19 protein-coding genes and 1 pseudogene are annotated in these 17,072 nt (G+C 46.4%); 5 read left to right on the top strand and 15 right to left on the bottom strand.

Translation table 11 applies throughout. From position 1 onward, the window contains the following. The 6 genes from NXS07_RS03035 to NXS07_RS03010 form a co-directional block, all read right to left on the bottom strand. Window positions 1-327 (bottom strand): hypothetical protein (locus tag NXS07_RS03035; RefSeq protein WP_258086139.1); only part of this gene is annotated, 327 nt, incomplete at its 3' end. 22 nt (window positions 328-349) lie between these two features. Further along, window positions 350-1,102, bottom strand: a complete 753-nt coding sequence (locus tag NXS07_RS03030) for a formylglycine-generating enzyme family protein (protein WP_038224312.1) — start codon at window positions 1,100-1,102, stop codon at window positions 350-352. Next, on the bottom strand, window positions 1,099-1,503 hold the full coding sequence (locus NXS07_RS03025) for a DUF2000 domain-containing protein (protein WP_038224314.1): 405 nt from the start codon (window positions 1,501-1,503) through the stop codon (window positions 1,099-1,101). The genes NXS07_RS03030 and NXS07_RS03025 overlap by 4 nt, the downstream gene beginning before the upstream one ends. Then, window positions 1,503-2,138, bottom strand: coding sequence for a hypothetical protein (locus NXS07_RS03020; RefSeq protein WP_080718351.1), 636 nt, complete (start codon window positions 2,136-2,138; stop codon window positions 1,503-1,505). The genes NXS07_RS03025 and NXS07_RS03020 overlap by 1 nt, the downstream gene beginning before the upstream one ends. 1,003 nt (window positions 2,139-3,141) lie before the next feature. Further along, complete coding sequence (locus NXS07_RS03015; protein ID WP_258086138.1) at window positions 3,142-4,383, bottom strand: MFS transporter; 1,242 nt, start codon at window positions 4,381-4,383, stop codon at window positions 3,142-3,144. Further along, window positions 4,376-4,555 carry a hypothetical protein gene (locus tag NXS07_RS03010; protein WP_258086137.1) on the bottom strand — a complete coding sequence of 60 codons (180 nt, stop codon included), beginning with the start codon at window positions 4,553-4,555 and terminating at the stop codon, window positions 4,376-4,378. The genes NXS07_RS03015 and NXS07_RS03010 overlap by 8 nt, the downstream gene beginning before the upstream one ends. 254 nt (window positions 4,556-4,809) lie before the next feature. Here NXS07_RS03010 and NXS07_RS03005 point away from each other — a divergent pair. Both NXS07_RS03005 and NXS07_RS03000 read left to right on the top strand, forming a co-directional pair. Continuing rightward, window positions 4,810-4,971: pseudogene (locus NXS07_RS03005) on the top strand (TetR/AcrR family transcriptional regulator); the annotation flags it as partial. A gap of 9 nt (window positions 4,972-4,980) precedes the next feature. Next, window positions 4,981-5,397: a TetR/AcrR family transcriptional regulator gene (locus tag NXS07_RS03000; protein ID WP_230581106.1), complete on the top strand. Its 417-nt coding sequence runs from the start codon at window positions 4,981-4,983 to the stop codon at window positions 5,395-5,397. 291 nt (window positions 5,398-5,688) lie between these two features. On the opposite strand, the gene fis is transcribed toward NXS07_RS03000, so the two are convergent. From fis to acuI, 9 genes are all read right to left on the bottom strand, one after another. Then, window positions 5,689-5,985 carry a DNA-binding transcriptional regulator Fis gene (fis, locus tag NXS07_RS02995; protein ID WP_010847912.1) on the bottom strand — a complete coding sequence of 99 codons (297 nt, stop codon included), beginning with the start codon at window positions 5,983-5,985 and terminating at the stop codon, window positions 5,689-5,691. Between the two features lie 7 nt (window positions 5,986-5,992). Continuing rightward, window positions 5,993-6,976, bottom strand: a complete 984-nt coding sequence (gene dusB / locus NXS07_RS02990; RefSeq protein WP_038223180.1) for a tRNA dihydrouridine synthase DusB — start codon at window positions 6,974-6,976, stop codon at window positions 5,993-5,995. A 285-nt stretch (window positions 6,977-7,261) separates the two neighbouring features. Next, a complete protein-coding gene (gene prmA / locus NXS07_RS02985; protein ID WP_258086136.1) occupies window positions 7,262-8,143 on the bottom strand; it encodes a 50S ribosomal protein L11 methyltransferase in 882 nt (293 codons plus the stop codon). 53 nt (window positions 8,144-8,196) lie between these two features. Further along, window positions 8,197-9,642 carry a sodium/pantothenate symporter gene (gene panF / locus NXS07_RS02980; protein ID WP_038215480.1) on the bottom strand — a complete coding sequence of 482 codons (1,446 nt, stop codon included), beginning with the start codon at window positions 9,640-9,642 and terminating at the stop codon, window positions 8,197-8,199. Beyond that, the gene (locus tag NXS07_RS02975; RefSeq protein ID WP_038197304.1) at window positions 9,632-9,874 is read right to left on the bottom strand and encodes a YhdT family protein; all 243 of its coding nucleotides are present in this window, start codon (window positions 9,872-9,874) and stop codon (window positions 9,632-9,634) included. Before NXS07_RS02975 ends, panF begins: the two co-directional genes overlap by 11 nt. A gap of 446 nt (window positions 9,875-10,320) precedes the next feature. Next, window positions 10,321-11,670 carry an acetyl-CoA carboxylase biotin carboxylase subunit gene (gene accC, locus NXS07_RS02970; RefSeq protein WP_038204852.1) on the bottom strand — a complete coding sequence of 450 codons (1,350 nt, stop codon included), beginning with the start codon at window positions 11,668-11,670 and terminating at the stop codon, window positions 10,321-10,323. An 11-nt stretch (window positions 11,671-11,681) separates the two neighbouring features. Further along, complete coding sequence (gene accB, locus NXS07_RS02965; RefSeq protein WP_038192475.1) at window positions 11,682-12,137, bottom strand: acetyl-CoA carboxylase biotin carboxyl carrier protein; 456 nt, start codon at window positions 12,135-12,137, stop codon at window positions 11,682-11,684. 18 nt (window positions 12,138-12,155) lie between these two features. After that, complete coding sequence (gene aroQ, locus NXS07_RS02960; protein WP_038223176.1) at window positions 12,156-12,617, bottom strand: type II 3-dehydroquinate dehydratase; 462 nt, start codon at window positions 12,615-12,617, stop codon at window positions 12,156-12,158. Window positions 12,618-12,756: 139 nt separating this feature from the next. After that, window positions 12,757-13,746 carry an acrylyl-CoA reductase (NADPH) gene (acuI, locus tag NXS07_RS02955; protein ID WP_038204860.1) on the bottom strand — a complete coding sequence of 330 codons (990 nt, stop codon included), beginning with the start codon at window positions 13,744-13,746 and terminating at the stop codon, window positions 12,757-12,759. 650 nt (window positions 13,747-14,396) lie between these two features. Between acuI and mreB the strand changes: the two genes are divergently transcribed. The 3 genes from mreB to mreD all read left to right on the top strand — a co-directional run bounded on the left by mreB (window position 14,397) and on the right by mreD (window position 17,068). Continuing rightward, a complete protein-coding gene (gene mreB / locus NXS07_RS02950; RefSeq protein WP_038192479.1) occupies window positions 14,397-15,440 on the top strand; it encodes a rod shape-determining protein MreB in 1,044 nt (347 codons plus the stop codon). Window positions 15,441-15,548: 108 nt separating this feature from the next. Continuing rightward, window positions 15,549-16,583, top strand: coding sequence for a rod shape-determining protein MreC (gene mreC / locus NXS07_RS02945; RefSeq protein ID WP_038223190.1), 1,035 nt, complete (start codon window positions 15,549-15,551; stop codon window positions 16,581-16,583). Then, entirely contained in the window at window positions 16,580-17,068 is a 489-nt protein-coding gene (gene mreD, locus NXS07_RS02940) for a rod shape-determining protein MreD (protein ID WP_038186570.1), read from the top strand. The genes mreC and mreD overlap by 4 nt, the downstream gene beginning before the upstream one ends. The last annotated feature ends 4 nt before the right edge of the window (window positions 17,069-17,072 follow it).

Raw genomic sequence — 17,072 nt, 5'->3', positions numbered from 1 at the left:
ATGCAAAAAATAGCGCGTCTTTTCTTGCCGCAGTGCAAATCCGTTGCCTTGTTCTTTGGCTGAAAATCTCATGACGATATCGTCTAGTAAAACTCCTGTCCAGTTTCTTCTGATACTCCAATTGCAAACACATACAACTCGGCGGCTTTCTGTTATTGGCGCAATGTTCTTAAGGTCTTCGAATGCGACAAGAATTGGCGTTGACTCATGAGGTAAAAATATCTTGAGCGCCCATTCTTTCATATCAATAGAATCATATGATTCAGGTGGCTCTTCTTGGTAGTACCGTAAAGAAGAAGGCTTCTTATCAATATATGGAATACTCATATTTTCCTTTCTTATGTATTTATTATAGAGATTTGACACAGCGTAAACCTACGATGTTGTCTCGTACTGTTGGAGGGTAGTTATCTCTGCATGTACAGCGCATATAATCTTCATCATGCAGCCCTGAACCACCTCGAACTATATGATCACCAGTAGGGATACTAAGATAAACGGGATCAATATGAGTTTTGTCCCAACTGTAATCTTGGTAGTAATTATCTAGACACCACTCAGCTAGATTACCTGCCATATCAATACAACCAAATGGAGAGCGGTTCTGTGGATGTGCATCCCAATCCGTGGATTTTCGGTTGAGCTCAGCTGGCTCACAGTCTGGGGCATAGTTTGCAATTGTAATAGATGGCTCGCTATTTCCCCATGGATAGAGTCGATTATCGTTCCCCTTCGCCGCAAACTCCCACTGCGCTTCAGTTGGTAATTCCTTACCTATAAATGTTGCGTATGCGACAGCTTCATACCAGCTAATGCCGGTTACTGGCTGCTTTGGTTGGTTCCAATTAGAATCATGCCAATATAAAGGTTCTGAAATGCCATTATCTTGGATAAACTGAAAACCTTCTTCTGACCAATATTTCTTACTTCTATAGCCCCCCTGCTCAATGAACACTGCAAACTCAGCGTTAGTCACAGGGTGAACATCAATGAAAAAATCACTAAGGGTAACTACGCGCACAGGCTGCTCATCAGGGCTCAACTCTGAACCACGTAGATAAGGAGATCCTGTCACTAAAACCATATCAATTAAATTGTTCATCGTATTAACTTCATATTTCCAGTTTGCTTAATGATGGCTTTTTTGTCGCCGTACACAGCTATACCTAAATATTCGATGCTGTCCTCACTGACAGCCTCTAACCTACTTGAGTAATCCTCATAACTCTTAGTGCTTTTTGCCACGTTCGAGAAGTCAACTATCGTAGAGTGTGATTGTAATTGAGAACGAATTTCCTTTATCTCGCTTGCAGTTGCCGCAAGAATTGGGATTGGGATACGAGTGATCCCCAAATGTTCCCCTCCATCACGGTTCTTGATATTGTCACCTACGAGCTCAGGATGAGCCTTGCCAAGGCTCAGAGCTAGCACTGCTGCTGTGTTTGCAATGACTCCAAGAGGAAGATCTTTATCGATTACCAATACACACTTTTTGTCATTCATTATGCAACTTTCCTTTTATGAATTTGGCTGTTAGAAAATACCACCCATGTCATTTCAATATGTAGAGGGTGAGATATTGCTGTAAGCCCATAATGTTTAATTGCATCAGCATTTGCTAAGCAACAATCAACGTCGCCGTTTACAACTAGTTTCGCTCCATTGCTTGTAGAGTTCGTAATCTCTATTTCTAAATGAGCATCAGATATTCCAAAAATCTTGTCTTCAGCCGATTCAATTAGGCTCTTTAAACGAGATAGAGGCGCGTGATGTGTAGCTATTTTTATAGTTTGTTGCTCAGCTATCTTTTTCTCTAAAGCGAGGGAAGTTTTACGACCAAGATAATAATCGGGAGGTGAATAGAAAAACGACCCAAGTAAAAGGGTATTTTTGTTCATGTAAAAGTTATCTACTCGTTGATATGCATTGGCGACTAGAAAAATGCATGACTCATTCTTTTCCACATGCTCAGAGGCGAGTTCAAAAGTATCAAAAAGAAGTATGTCTAAGGGGGCTCCAATTAAGTGGGTCAGATATTTCGCTGCGGATTGACTGCTTGTTCCTTCAGGCCCAAGAGTCGCGATTGAAGCAATTTCTGGGGGGTGCCTAATCCAAAAGTGATCAGTGTTAAATATCATCTCATAATTCGCTTAAGTTAAATTTACGTTAACGATATTCCTGCCTAGATGTTAAATATTGTACAAAATTGTTGTTTATAGAATTGCGCAAAATAAGAGTATTGAATCTATTTCAATATATCCTGAAACAATGAATTAAAATATGTAATCATCTGAATTTTATGATAAAAATTAAAACATAGATGTGATAATTACCCACATTTATTTGCCCGTCTTCATTTCAAAACGTACTAATGGCTAGAAAAACAACATAGGCTTGAAGTTTGCCATCTAAACACCAAGGGTGCGTATTTTTCCTGGATGGTCTTGCTCAAGAACTTCTTGAAACGGTACAGCCGTAGGCACTCAATAGCCTTTATTCGTAAAAGCAGTGCCCGTCGTGATTTTTCATTGCTGTTGATGTGTCAGTGGGGAGATTATTATGCATGGGAGTTTAAGCACGAAGGTCGTACTTTTAGTATTAAACTTGATGGCCAATTAGTTTTTAATAGTACTCTCCATCAATTGAATGCTGCTCTTGATGGAGTGAGATTGGCCTATATCCCTGAACACCTTGCTAAGCCCTACCTAGCTGACGGAAGGCTACAAGCAGTATTAACCGATTATCATATAAGGATCTTAAGCAGTAACCGACTATTTTAGATAGCAAAAAGGCCTCATTTATGAGCTGATAATCGTCGCCAAACTCAATATCAGAAACACGGATGAAACCTGTGACGATTATCGCTATAAAACACCAGCTAATTGCAATTCTTCAGTGATGTTTCTTTGCAAAATATTGCTTTCGTAAAATTCACGCGCTCAGCCATCATAAAGATAAAAATTGCCTCATTCCTTATGGGTATAACAATGGATTAACCCCCAAACGAATCAGAACGATTATTTTGGCAAACCTCTCAGGCCGTGATTAATTTTTGTTGACCTCATCATGGAGAGTACGGCTGTAGTACTAAGTAAAATGCAGTGATTTGCGTTGAGCGGCCAAAGCTGAAGAGAGCGAGTTCTATGGCTTCTTCAAGGATGATGTAAGTGACGCACTGCCTGCAACGCAGAAGGCGGCCAGAAGAAGCGTCAGCGCAGCTCCAACTAACAACGTGACAAAGTTGGCTATCCCTGTCGCAATAAGCGGGCCGATGCTTGCACCGATGAACAGAATGAACCCATTTAGAGCCATGCCAGCGCCACGATTGGATGCTGCTATAGAGCCAAACTGAGTGATCATTGCCGGTACGGCAAGAGCTATACCAGTGACGAAAATCAAGCTACTGGCGGCGATGCCGATCAGGGATTGTGACAACATTGCTTCTAGCGCCAGACCTGATGCCGCAGTCACGTAACCAATAATCGAGATAATCGGCATGCTAAATCGGGCAGAAAGCGGCCCAACCAGCAGTGCTGCAAACATACCGGGTAGCCCGATTAAGCGCAGCAAAATGACCTTGTCTGGAGCAATGCTTAGCATCCACAAATGAGCACCCAATGCTGTGTACATGGCGACAAATGACAGCAATAGCGTGATATGAGCACATGACAGAAGTAATACGGCTGGCCGTACGATAATTCTGCCCAATGCCACAAAGCGATGCCCTAGATGTCCATCGACAACAGCACGCTGTGGCTCTTTGACCATTGCTGCGAATAGTGGAATCGCAACTGTCAGGCATCCCCCCGTCGCTATGAATATCCAGACCCAATTCCATCGTAGCACTATCCAGGCGGCTAACACCTGCCCAAAGATACCTGCCACAAGGAACGATGTGGACATAGTCCCAATAGCAGTAGCGCGATGGCGCACCGGTAATGCTTCGGTAAGATAGGCTAGTGCTATCGGTGCAAAACTGGATGCTGCCAGACCTTGCAGTATTCGCAGCCCTGCCAGCCATGATAGTGATGGGGCGAAGGAGCATGCGAATGTGGCGATCGACAAGATAATCAATCCCACCAGCATTACTGGTCGGCGACCATATTGATCCGATATCGGTCCCCAGATAAGGAAACCACAGGCATAAGCCAGACTAAAACTTGTCGCGAGAGCAAACGTGACACTCTCTGGATTCGTTGAACCGAAATCCTGGGCAACGTGCGTGAGCAGAGGAATTGCCAGATAGAGCTGTGTCAGAACGAACAGGGCGATAGCAGCTAGCAAAACAACAACACTACGATTTGCGGTGTGGGTCTGATCGAGTGATGTTGACTTGCTTCCTGTATCATTAAGTTTCCCTATGTGCTGTGTTTGGTTATGCATGAGCTACTGTCTCCGATACTGGTATCGTTGAACCAAAAATGATGGAATGAGTTTGACGTGTTGTATACAGTTTCCAGAACTGTTCGGCGATATCTGCCGGTGCGATCGTACTATTCTTTCCGGCTTCCCCCGGTGTACTGTTGACAAAACCATTGACAATTACTTCGCTCACATGAATGTCGTGCGATGCGAAAGTGTGAGTCAGGATTCTGGTGGTTTTGTATTGGGCGGCTACACTGATAGCAAGGGCAACGGGATGTCCAGCTTTACCAAAACGACGAGCAACTGCGTGAGAGATACCTGGACCGTAACCACAAATTAATTAGTATGATGTGTTTCATAATCCAATTTCCAACTATAACGTTGGATTTGATTATAGTATGATTTTAGCGACGACAACAACTGATAGATGAGAAAGTGTGCACGATGGCTTGGGATACCGAAGGAACAAAGCGCAAGATTTTGGAAGCTGCAGTGGCAGAGTTCGCCCGACTCGGTCCGGATGGTACGACAGTCGAAAAGATTGCTAAGTCAGCCGGAGTGAATAAAGAACGCATTTACAATTACTTCGGCGACAAGCGAGCACTGTTCTCGGCTGTGCTGCGCACAGAACTAGCTAAGGTAGAGCAGGCAGTACCTATCATATCTTTCGCAGTCGAAGACATTGGGGAATACGCTGGTAGAGCTTACGATTACCACTGCGAGCACCCCGAACTTAGCCGTCTTATGCGTTGGGAGGGACTGATTTTCGACGGTGAGGTTCCGGATGAGAAGCAGCGACGTGAATATTATGGCTACAAAATCCAGGCCGTAGTCGATGGGCAACGTCAAGGAACGGTTACACGAACCCTAGAACCCGGGCATTTGGTATTTCTGGTGCTGGCATTGGCCGGCTGGTGGTCGGCTGTCCCCCAAGTGGCACGTATGCTAACTGGTTCTGATGATCTGCAAGAACAGGCCAGACGCAGAGCCTCTATCGTTGAGGCTGCTCGTCGTTTGGCATCATCACCATAAATAGTAAAAACAATATGTTACAGGCTTAGTACCACAACCGAAAGGTGTGGCGAATTTGGTAAATTAGGGATATTTAGTGTAGGTCTGATTTTAAAAGACATATCTCGTGGGGTAATTTAGTCACCCCACTAATGCTTCCCTCTCTTTCACTTCTCGTTTGTATCTATGTTTTCTAATGACTTTCTATGCTGAGGATTTTTATGTGGGGTATTCGGTGGGGTACTCATAACAAAAAAAGCACTTCCCCTAAAAGAGAAAGTGCTTTTATATCAACATGAGCTAAGACTAGGATCAGTTCATGCCGTATTTTTTCAGTTTCTTACGCAGAGTACCACGGTTGATTCCCATCATCAGGGCTGCACGGGTCTGGTTGCCACGGGTGTATTGCATCACCATGTCCAACAGTGGCTGTTCTACTTCAGCCAGTACCAGCTCATACAGGTCATTAACATCTTGACCGTTCAGTTGAGCAAAATAGTTCTTCAGTGCTTGTTTAACTGAGTCACGCAGAGGTTTTTGAGTTACCTGATCTTGTGAATTTACAGTAGCAACGGTTAGTACATCAGAATTTACGCGTTGTTCGAACATAGTTCTGTCAGCTCTTTTCTTTATTTACGCAAAAATTTTCGAAGTATGCCTCCAACGCCTCCAGCTGTTCGCTGGCATCCTCAATGGCGTTGAATGTGCGCCGAAACTGGTCATCAGGAGCATGTTCCTTGAGGTACCAAGACACATGCTTACGTGCAATACGAACTCCTTTGCCTTGACCGTAAAAGTCATGCAGTTCTCGTACATGCTCGCTCATTAAATGCTGCACTTCGCCAAGAGGCATCGGTGGCAGCAATTCTCCTGTTTCCAGATAATGCTGGATTTCCCGAAAGATCCAGGGTCTTCCCTGAGCAGCGCGGCCTATCATCAGGGCATCAGCCCCGGTGTATTCAAGCACTGCTCTGGCTTTAAGCGGGTCAGTAATGTCGCCATTAGCAATAATTGGAATGGCAACAGTCTGCTTAACTGTCCGAATGTTATCGTACTCGGCCTCACCATTAAACAGGCAGGATCGCGTCCTGCCATGTATTGTAAGAGCCTGAATACCGCAACGCTCAGCCAATTGGGCAATTTCTACACAGTTACGCTCTTCCGGTGACCATCCAGTGCGAATTTTCAGTGTGACAGGTACATCAACCGCGTTGACTACCGCAGAAAGGATTACTTGAACCAATTCCGGGTAACGCAGTAATGCAGAGCCTGCCAGCTTACGATTCACCTTTTTGGCTGGGCACCCCATATTGATATCAATGATCTGAGCGCCATTGGCAACGTTGATTCTCGCTGCCGCCGCCATCTCATCAGGATCACTGCCGGCAATTTGTACAGAACGCACTCCAGATTCGTCGCGATGAACCATACGCAGCCGAGATTTATCTGTCTTCCAAACCTGTGGGTTGGAAGACAGCATTTCTGATACTGTCATTCCTGCACCCATGTCATAGCATAGCGATCGAAACGGGCGATCTGTTATGCCAGCCATAGGAGCTGCAATAAGACAGTTTTTCAACTGGTATTGTCCGATACGCATAGGCGAAGAAAGAGTGGCCAACTGTGACTAAGGGCGCGTATATTACGCATTTTTCACAAGATATGAAAGGCCAAACTTTGAGCGAATCGATATTTATAACAGAATTTTTCCAGTTGATTTTTTAAAAGTTGGTCAATTGCTTTTAAATAACATCAAGTTACATATTATTGATGAAATTTATCGTTACCTGCATTTATCATGATGAAGAGCGCGGATTACCACCAATTAACCCCCTCAGGTGATCATTTTAGTGGATAATCTCGCTTTTCAATAGACATCAAGTGATTATTTTTTAATCCCGGTGATGCGGCACCACTCTTCCTGTTCTGCAATCGGATCGATAATAAATTCATTGCTGTAGGCTTGGGCAACACCTTCTGCCTGACTTGCCAATACGCCGGACAAGCCCAATAGCCCACCAGATTTAGGTAATGAGCCAATGATCGGCGCCAGTTCACGTAATGGACCAGCCAAGATATTGGCAATGACGATATCACATTTGAGGTCTGCTGGCTGATCTTTCGACAAATAGAGTGTTAATTGTGCGGATACACTGTTGCGTTCTGCATTATCCCGGCTTGCCTGAATCGCCTGTGGGTCGATATCAATGCCGATGGCATGTTTTGCGCCGAGTTTCAGAGCGGCGATAGCCAAAATGCCAGAGCCGCAGCCGAAGTCGATAAACGTTTTACCTGTCAGGTCGAGGCCGTCCAGCCATTGCAGGCACAGGGAAGTCGTTGGGTGAGTGCCGGTACCAAATGCCAGACCGGGATCAAGCATCACATTGACGGCATCCGGTTCTGGCACTTCTCGCCAGCTTGGGCAAATCCACAAGCGTTTGCCGAAACACATGGGGTGGAAGTTATCCATCCATTCGCGTTCCCAGTCTTTATCTTCCAGTTGCTCGATTTTATGAAGGAACCCTTTGCCAAGCTGTGGAACCTGCTCCAGTTGGCTGACTACGGCTTTCATATCCATTTCTGCATCATACAGCCCGATAACATCGGTATCGCCCCATAAGCGGGTTTCTCCCGGCAGAGGCTCAAAAATCGGCGTATCGTGGCTGTCCTGAAAGGTTACTGACACCGCGCCGCTTTCCATCAACTCGTCACCGAGTGCTTCGGCCTGTTGTCCCGTGGTGTTTAATCTTAATTGTATCCAAGGCATAAAAATTCTCTTTCTGTGAATCAATTTCTTATGAAAATGAAATAATGTCGCCGTTATTGAGATGCGGCGGTTTGCTGGCATTTACGGCTGCCAATCATATTCCCTATCCCGAAGGCCAGTAAACTGAATAACAACGATGGCACTATCGGATGGAAGCCAAAAATCTGGATATTGAAACTGGCCAGCAGTGTGTAGCTCGTGGCACCGATGATCATCGAGCCGATGGCACCATATGCATTGGCTTTTTCCCAGTATAGCCCCAGTACCAGTGGCCAAAGGAATACTGCTTGCAGCCCGCCAAATGCCAATAGATTCAGCCAAATGAGCATTTCAGGTGGGCGCCATGCGGCCAGCAGCAGTAGCATTCCCAAAAATAGAGTGGAGTAGCTGGAAATGCGAGAGAGCTTTTTCTCTTGGCTGATTTGCTGGGGGAACAGATTTAAATAGAGATCTTTGACGATAGTGGCCGAAGATTGCAGCAGTTGGGCATTAATTGTTGACATGATCGCGGCCATCGGTGCCGCCAGAAAAATACCCGCAGCGACAGGCGGCAGTACGGTGATCATCAAAGTTGGGATCACTTGGTCCGGGATGGTCAGATCAGGAATAATCGCTCTTCCCAAAGCGCCCGCAAGGTGCATACCGAACATCAGGATCGCCATCACGATAGTGCCGATGATAATACCACGATGGACGGCTTTGCTGTCCCGATAGGAAATGCAGCGAACAGCGGTATGTGGCAGCCCGATAACACCAAAGCAGACAAGTACCCAGAAAGACGCCATAAATGGCCCTGTAAGGATATTATCAGCACCGTGGGGCGAAACCAGGTTGGGATCGATGGCGCGCAGTGTGGCGATGGCTTCTGACAAACCTCCGGCTTTGTAAATGATACCTGCCAGCAATATTACGGTTCCCAGCAGCATGACCAGCCCCTGCAAGGCATCGTTGAGGACACTGGCTCTGAACCCGCCAAATGCCGTGTAAAGCGCGATTGAAATGCCAAAAATCAGTAATCCGGTATCGTAGGGGATACCTGCGGCTGTTTCCAGTAAACGAGCGCCTCCAACAAACTGTACGGTCATCGCTCCGATAAAGGCGACCAGCAGGCTCAGGCTGGCAAACCAGACCAAAAAACGGCTCTGATAGCGGGCATACAGCATGTCATTCAGGGTGACAGCGTTGTAGCGACGGGCGAGGATGGCAAATTTTTTCCCCAGCACGCCTAGGGAGAGCCATATCGCGGGCAATTGGATCAGCGACAGCAGAACCCAGCCGATACCGTACTTATAAGCTGCGCCGGGGCCGCCAATGAAGGAACTGGCGCTGATGTAGGTTGCCGTGATGGTCATGGCCAGTACAAAACCGCCCATTGAGCGATTGCCGAGAAAATACTCATTCAAAAATTCGCCTGTTTGGCGGCGGCGGTAAGCATAGATTGACAGCAGGAAAACCAACGCCAGATATCCTACCAGAGGTAAGATCACTTCAGTTTGCATTATCATCCTCCAATGGAACTTCCTTGAATATAAACGCCACCATCAACCAACAGAGGATGATAAACAGGGCTGGCAGTAGCAGGCAGGCCAATTCGAACCAGTATGGCAATCCGGTTAAGCCCGTGGCATCACTGGGTAAATAGGCGCTGACTAACCAACCAACAAGATACGCCAGCGTCAGGAATACTGCCCAGCGCGCTTCTTTGTGGGATTGAACAAATCGTCTGTCCATCCGTTCTCCGGATAACTTATATAAAACAATGTGGAGGGAATTGTACGGTAACCTGCGGATTTATTCAGGGGAAAATGTGCCGGAAAAATTAGCAAACCGTATCGTTGAGTCTAATTCGGGCTTTATTTGCATATTAAAAATAATCATTTTATTGTTGTATTATGATGGTGGGTTTTCTATATTTTTTGTCTTATTGGCGTTGCGTTTAATTTGAGTGATATAGAAAGTTAAATAAAATTAAAGTAATAATATTTTGTAATAATAAATCAAATAATTATTTTTTCAGTTAAAAATATTATAATTAACAGTTTGAAATATATTAGCTATATTCATTTCTTAAATCATAAATGGTTTTTCTTTCCAGTATGAAAACAAAAAATCCCACCTTTAAAAAGATGGGATTTTAATCATTCAAAGCAACAACGTCTGGACGTCAGCAAGAAACCTTACTTCTCCTGCAAACCCAGTTTCTTCTCCAGATAGTGGATATTGGTTCCGCCTTTCTGGAAATTCTCATCATTCATGATCGCTACTTGCAGGTCGATATTGGTTTTGATGCCATCAATGATCAACTCAGCCAGTGCGTTTTTCATACGTGCAATGGCAATTTCACGGGTTTCGCCGTACGTGATCAGCTTACCAATCATGGAGTCATAGTAAGGCGGTACGGTATATCCTGCATAGATATGGGATTCCCAGCGCACGCCGAACCCGCCCGGAGAGTGGAAATGGGTGATCTTGCCCGGGTTTGGCAGGAAGGATTTTGGATCTTCTGCATTAATACGGCATTCGATCGCATGACCTTCGATCACGATATCTTCCTGCTTGATGGACAGTGGCAGGCCGGAGGCAATGCGCAACTGCTCTTTAATCAGGTCAACGCCAGTAATCATTTCTGTGACGGGGTGCTCAACCTGAATACGGGTGTTCATCTCGATAAAGTAGAACTCACCATTTTCATACAGGAATTCAAACGTACCTGCCCCGCGATAACCGATTTCGATACAGGCATTGGCACAGCGCTCACCGATAGTGCGGCGCAATTCTGCCGAAATACCCGGTGCTGGCGCTTCCTCTACCACTTTCTGGTGACGGCGCTGCATGGAGCAGTCACGTTCAGCTAGGTAGAGAGCATGACCCTGACCATCTGCCAGTACCTGAATTTCAACATGACGTGGGTTTTCAAGGAATTTTTCCATGTAGACCATGTCGTTGTTGAAAGCGGCTTTCGCTTCTGCGCGGGTCATGGCGATGGATTGTTCCAGATCTTTGTCGCTGCGTACAACGCGCATACCGCGACCACCACCGCCACCTGATGCCTTGATGATCACCGGATAGCCAATGCGTTTCGCAATGGCTTTATTTTTCTCGGTATCATCCCCTAATGAGCCGTCAGAACCGGGAACACAGGGGACACCGGCTGTTTTCATCGCGTTAATGGCAGAGACTTTATCCCCCATCAGGCGGATGGTTTCTGCTTTAGGGCCGATGAAAATAAAACCAGAACGTTCTACTTGTTCAGCAAAATCGGCGTTTTCAGACAGGAAGCCATAACCGGGGTGGATTGCCTGAGCACAGGTAATTTCTGCCGCAGAAATAATGGCAGGAATGTTCAGATAACTTTTTGCTGATGCCGCAGGACCGATACAGACGGTTTCATCCGCCAGCAGGACGTGTTTCAGGTCACGATCTGCCGTAGAGTGCACCGCAACGGTTTTGATCCCAAGCTCTTTACAGGCTCTCAGGATACGCAGTGCAATCTCACCACGGTTAGCAATGACAATTTTCTCAAGCATGGAACGCCTCGTTATTCGATGACGACCAGTGGCTCGTCAAATTCAACAGGTTGACCGTCTTGTGCCAGAATCGCTCTAACCACGCCGGTTTTGTCAGCTTCGATCTGGTTCATCATTTTCATCGCTTCAACGATGCACAGGGTATCGCCCTGATTAACACGCTGGCCAATTTCGATGAAAGCTTTCGCATCTGGGCTTGGTGAGCGGTAGAACGTGCCAACCATTGGGGAGCAGACGGTATGACCGATAATTTCCGCTGGTTTTTCAGCAGCCGCTGGAATGGCTGGTGCGGCGGCTTGCACAGGTTGTTGAACAGGCGCTGAAATATATTGCTGAGTCATTGGCATGTGCTGGGCTGCTGCTATACGGCTGATACGTACTGACTCTTCACCTTCAGAAATTTCCAGTTCAGAAATGCCGGATTCTTCAACCAGCTCGATCAGTTTTTTTATTTTACGAATATCCATGAATGTGGTTCCGTACTCTTAGGTAAATGAGTTGAATGTTGACAAGCGGTTGACCGCTGCCTGTAATGCGAAGCTATAACCATCTGCACCCAATCCGCAGATCACGCCAACGGCAATATCAGAAAGATATGAGTGATGGCGGAATGGCTCGCGGGCATGCACATTGGAGAGGTGAATCTCAATAAATGGGATATCGACCGCTAGAAGTGCGTCGCGTAGTGCCACACTGGTATGCGTGAATGCCGCAGGGTTAATCAAAATAAAATCGATATTGCCCCGCGCCGTATGAATTCTCTCAATCAATTCAGATTCTGCATTGGATTGCAGATGGGATAATTCGACTCCCGATTGGTGAGCTTCTTTTGACAGTTTGCTGACGATGTTATCAAGCGTTAACTTGCCGTAGGTCTCTGGCTCTCGCGTTCCCAACAGGTTCAGGTTGGGGCCATTCAAGAGTAAAATGCGAAACTTGTCTGCCATTGTGCGGGTATCTCCGGCAATCTGTCAACAATCGACCAAGATAACTCGATGTTAACGGTTTGTCATCTTTTTCTGTTATCATTATTTGTAAGTTTGGCGATGAAGCCCGACATTATAAACATATCGTAGCATTTAGCAGCTAAATACTGGTCTTATCAGCTACCTTTACCAACGTTCTGCCAGTCATTTGGTTGTTTATCAGTTTATTGGCATATTCGACCACTTGATCTAATGAAATTTCAGTGGTGGCCTGTTGATAAAAGGCGTCAGGTAACAATTTTTGTAATCTTTTCCAAATATCAGGGCGTTTTACGGCAGGCACGGTGACTGATGCAATGCCCTGTAAGCGAACATTACGCAGAATAAACGGCATCACAGTCGTGGGCAGTTGGCTGTCACTCGCCATGCCACAAGCGGCGACAGTGCCGTTGTAATGCACCTGTGCCAACAGAGTTGCCAGTACTGTGCCACCGATGGTATCAATGACGCCGGCCCAGCGCTGTTTTTCCAGCGAACGCGATGGCTGATTAAAATCAGTGACAGGCAGGATCGTTTTTGCGCCCAGTGAAAGTAAATAATCTTGGTTTTCGGTTTTGCTGCTGATGGCGACGACAGAATATCCCAGTTGTGACAGCAGAGTAATCGCTGTGCTACCGACCCCGCCACTGGCGCCAGTAACGGCAATTTCTCCACTTTCCGGTGTCACTCCTCCTTGCTCCAGCGCCATGATACATAACATGGCGGTGAAACCGGCTGTGCCGATGATCATGGCTTGTCTGGCGCTTAGCTCCTGCGGCAATGGTGTCAGCCATTCACCGGAGACTCTGGCCTGTTCTGCCAGCCCACCCCAGTGATTTTCACCTACGCCCCAGCCCGTCAGCAAAACGTATTGGCCGATATGAAAGCGGGGATCTTCAGAATGATGGACAACACCAGAAAAATCGACTCCCGGCACCATCGGGAATTGACGGCTAATTTTGCCTTTCCCAGTAATAGCAAGGGCGTCTTTGTAATTGAGTGTTGACCAGTGGACATCCACAACGACATCGCCTGAGGGCAGTTGCGAGGTATCAATATTTTGAATAGAGGCTGATAATGTCTCGTGTTGCTCAAGTAATAAGGCTTTCATCATTATTCTCTCTTGATGGATTTTTTATATCCGACACCATCACCATTTTGACATCACCACAATATAGATAAAATTGAGAGTGCTGAAACGGGCGAGCAGCAATATTGTGATGGAGAGTGGCAAAACCGCGATTAATTATTTTTGTTCAAGATGACAGTGTAAAAGATCAAATGCACAGGGTAACAATCAGGAAAATGACATTATTGATCTGTTCAGAATAATCCTTATTTTTACTTATTACCGTTGATGGGGACGCTATTTTTGTCAATGCGCTATCCGGGGGAGGTCAAAATGTTGAGAAAAAACACGTTTTGGTTGAACTTGCGGAAGTGATTACAGGTCAACATAGAAGCAGTAAAATCGGGGTAGTGGTATCGCGATATGCACTATAATGTTGGTTTTTGAGACATTTGATCATTTTAGGGCATGGTGATGAGGTTATCGGTGAAATTAACCCGTTTTTATGCAGTTTTTTTCTGCTCCGTTAGAGAAAAGTAACGTAGAATATTGTGTGTCTGATATGAATAATAACGTAGCCACTTTTATTGAAGTAGTAAAAGTAGTTAGTGATGCGCCTTGTCGCTGCTTCATGTGGTTGGTAGAGTAGACGGACAATATCCGTCCCCAGCTTGCAGGATTATCCTTTCGTTATGTTAAAGAAATTTCGTGGCATGTTTTCCAACGATTTGTCCATTGACTTGGGTACTGCCAATACCCTTATTTACGTCAAAGGCCAGGGAATTGTACTCGATGAACCTTCTGTCGTTGCTATCCGTCAGGACAGAGCCGGTTCACCAAAAAGTGTTGCCGCTGTAGGGTCGGCAGCAAAACAGATGCTGGGGCGTACTCCGGGTAATATCGCAGCCATCCGTCCGATGAAGGATGGGGTTATTGCCGATTTTTATGTCACGGAAAAAATGTTGCAGCATTTTATCAAACAGGTTCACAACAACAGTTTCATGCGCCCAAGCCCACGCGTACTGGTCTGCGTACCTGTTGGGGCAACTCAGGTTGAACGTCGTGCTATTCGTGAATCGGCCCAGAGCGCGGGTGCACGGGAAGTCTTTTTGATTGAAGAGCCAATGGCAGCGGCAATCGGTGCCGGTCTGCCTGTTTCTGAAGCAACTGGCTCAATGGTTGTGGACATTGGGGGTGGTACGACTGAAGTTGCAGTTATTTCCCTCAATGGCGTTGTTTATTCCTCTTCTGTCCGTATCGGCGGGGATCGCTTTGATGAAGCGATTATCAATTATGTTCGCCGCAATTATGGCTCCCTGATTGGAGAAGCAACAGCAGAACGTATCAAACATGGAATTGGTTCTGCTTATCCAACGGATGAAGTCCATGAAATCGAAGTACGTGGCCGTAACCTTGCCGAAGGCGTACCGCGTGGCTTCACCCTGAATTCCAATGAAATCCTTGAAGCCTTGCAGGAACCATTGACCGGTATCGTCAGCGCAGTTATGGTCGCACTGGAACAGTGCCCGCCAGAACTGGCTTCTGATATTTCGGAACGCGGTATGGTTCTGACGGGTGGTGGTGCGCTGCTGCGTAATCTTGATCGCCTGCTGATGGAAGAAACAGGCATTCCTGTCATTGTAGCTGAAGATCCTCTGACTTGTGTTGCCCGGGGTGGCGGCAAGGCGTTGGAAATGATCGACATGCATGGTGGCGATCTGTTCAGCGAAGACTGAACGTAACTCTGCGAGCTGGGGGGCGATTATGTGTTATCAGAGCCTCCTTACTGTTTGTTCGGGAGTTTGATCGTTTATGACACAACACAGCTTAACAATGCGCAATTTATGAAGCCGATTTTCAGCAGTGGATCTTCTCTGCAATTACGACTCTTTTTAGCTGTTATTATTGCCATTATTCTGGTTGTGGTAGACAGCCGTTTCGGTTTTTTTAATAAAGTCCGTAGCTATATGGATACGGCAGTCAGTCCTTTTTATTTTCTGGCCAATGGGCCACGCCAATTTCTGGATGGCATCTCTGAATCTCTGGCTACCCGTAAGCACCTTGAGATGGAGAATAATACCCTACGCAATGAGCTGCGGTTACAGAACAGCAAACTTCTCTTGCTGGGGCAACTGAAACATGAAAACTCCCGTCTGCGTGAATTACTGGGATCACCTGTGCGTCGTGATGAACACATGATGGTATCGCAGGTGATTTCGGGTGGCATGGATCCTTATCGAGATCAGATAGTCATTGATAGGGGAGCCAAAGATGGCGTGTATGAAGGGCAGGCTGTCATCAGTGATCGGGGGGTTGCTGGTCAAGTCATTTCAGTGAGTCATTTGAGCAGTCGGGTATTGTTGATTTGTGATCCGACTCATGGGTTGCCCGTTCAGGTCATGCGCAATGATCTCCGTGTGATTGCTGCTGGAGCGGGGTGTACGGAAGATCTGCATCTAGAGCCGATGGCAAGCGATACCGACATTCGTGTTGGTGATGTGCTGGTGACATCGGGTCTGGGCGGGCGTTTTCCCGAAGGGTATCCGGTCGCGGTGGTGTCTTCCGTCAAAATAGACAACCAGCGGGCTCATGTGGTCATTCGTGCACGTCCATTGGCTGAATTACGACGCCTGCGCTATCTGCTGTTGTTGTGGGGATCAGGTAACGATCCGTCGGAACCGTTGCCACCTTCCGCAGTACATCGCGCAGCAAATGAACGCTTGATGCAGATGTTACCTGAGGTACTGCCAAATCCACTTGAAGAAAAACCGCAGCTTCCGACGCAGGATTCAGGTGAAGGAAAAGAAGGCAATAAAGAGGGGAATAAAGTACCGTCTGTAACAAAGCCCTCATCTTCAGCTACAGGAAATCGTCAATGAATCAATATCGTAGTCGAGGGCGCTGGGTTATCTGGTTATCTTTCCTGATTGCAATCGTGTTGCAGATTATGCCGTGGCCGGAGCAGTTCTATATGTTCCGGCCTACCTTACTGGTGCTGTGCTTAATTTACTGGCTGCTTGCGATCCCTCATCGCGTCAGTGTGGGTACGGGCTTTGTATTAGGCATCATTACTGACTTATTACAAGGCAGTGTTCTCGGTGCGCATGCTTTGGCTTTCAGCATCATTAGTTTCCTGGTGGTGTTCAAGTTTCAGTTAATTCGTAATATGGCGCTCTGGCAGCAAGCACTGGTTGTCGTGGCGCTTTCAACGCTGATGAATCTCTGTGTTTTTCTGGCTCATGCTTTGATACCAAAGACGCTTTTCCATCCAGAAGTGTTCTGGAATGGCCTGGTCAATGGTATTCTCTGGCCTTGGCTATTCTTATTAATGCGGAAAATCCGTCGTCAATTTTCAGTTCGTTAAAGGC

It is taken from the genome of Xenorhabdus bovienii (assembly GCF_024721015.1).
In the GTDB taxonomy this organism is placed as follows: Bacteria; Pseudomonadota; Gammaproteobacteria; order Enterobacterales; family Enterobacteriaceae; genus Xenorhabdus; species Xenorhabdus bovienii.
The sequence above is the reverse complement of the archived record's forward strand: the minus strand, read 5'-3'. Positions and strand labels throughout refer to the sequence as shown.

Bases quoted from the DNA above. Each gene is read 5' to 3' on its own strand.
- NXS07_RS03030 (WP_038224312.1), bottom strand. From the start codon at position 1,102: ATGAACAATTTAATTGATATGGTTTTAGTGACAGGATCTCCTTATCTA.
- accC (WP_038204852.1), bottom strand. From the start codon at position 11,670: ATGCTTGAGAAAATTGTCATTGCTAACCGTGGTGAGATTGCACTGCGT.
- mreD (WP_038186570.1), top strand. From the start codon at position 16,580: ATGAATCAATATCGTAGTCGAGGGCGCTGGGTTATCTGGTTATCTTTC.
- aroQ (WP_038223176.1), bottom strand. From the start codon at position 12,617: ATGGCAGACAAGTTTCGCATTTTACTCTTGAATGGCCCCAACCTGAAC.
- mreC (WP_038223190.1), top strand. From the start codon at position 15,549: ATGAAGCCGATTTTCAGCAGTGGATCTTCTCTGCAATTACGACTCTTT.
- NXS07_RS03025 (WP_038224314.1), bottom strand. From the start codon at position 1,503: ATGAATGACAAAAAGTGTGTATTGGTAATCGATAAAGATCTTCCTCTT.
- accB (WP_038192475.1), bottom strand. From the start codon at position 12,137: ATGGATATTCGTAAAATAAAAAAACTGATCGAGCTGGTTGAAGAATCC.
- NXS07_RS02975 (WP_038197304.1), bottom strand. From the start codon at position 9,874: ATGGACAGACGATTTGTTCAATCCCACAAAGAAGCGCGCTGGGCAGTA.
- dusB (WP_038223180.1), bottom strand. From the start codon at position 6,976: ATGCGTATCGGACAATACCAGTTGAAAAACTGTCTTATTGCAGCTCCT.
- panF (WP_038215480.1), bottom strand. From the start codon at position 9,642: ATGCAAACTGAAGTGATCTTACCTCTGGTAGGATATCTGGCGTTGGTT.
- NXS07_RS03020 (WP_080718351.1), bottom strand. From the start codon at position 2,138: ATGATATTTAACACTGATCACTTTTGGATTAGGCACCCCCCAGAAATT.
- prmA (WP_258086136.1), bottom strand. From the start codon at position 8,143: ATGCCTTGGATACAATTAAGATTAAACACCACGGGACAACAGGCCGAA.
- mreB (WP_038192479.1), top strand. From the start codon at position 14,397: ATGTTAAAGAAATTTCGTGGCATGTTTTCCAACGATTTGTCCATTGAC.
- fis (WP_010847912.1), bottom strand. From the start codon at position 5,985: ATGTTCGAACAACGCGTAAATTCTGATGTACTAACCGTTGCTACTGTA.
- acuI (WP_038204860.1), bottom strand. From the start codon at position 13,746: ATGAAAGCCTTATTACTTGAGCAACACGAGACATTATCAGCCTCTATT.
- NXS07_RS03015 (WP_258086138.1), bottom strand. From the start codon at position 4,383: ATGCATAACCAAACACAGCACATAGGGAAACTTAATGATACAGGAAGC.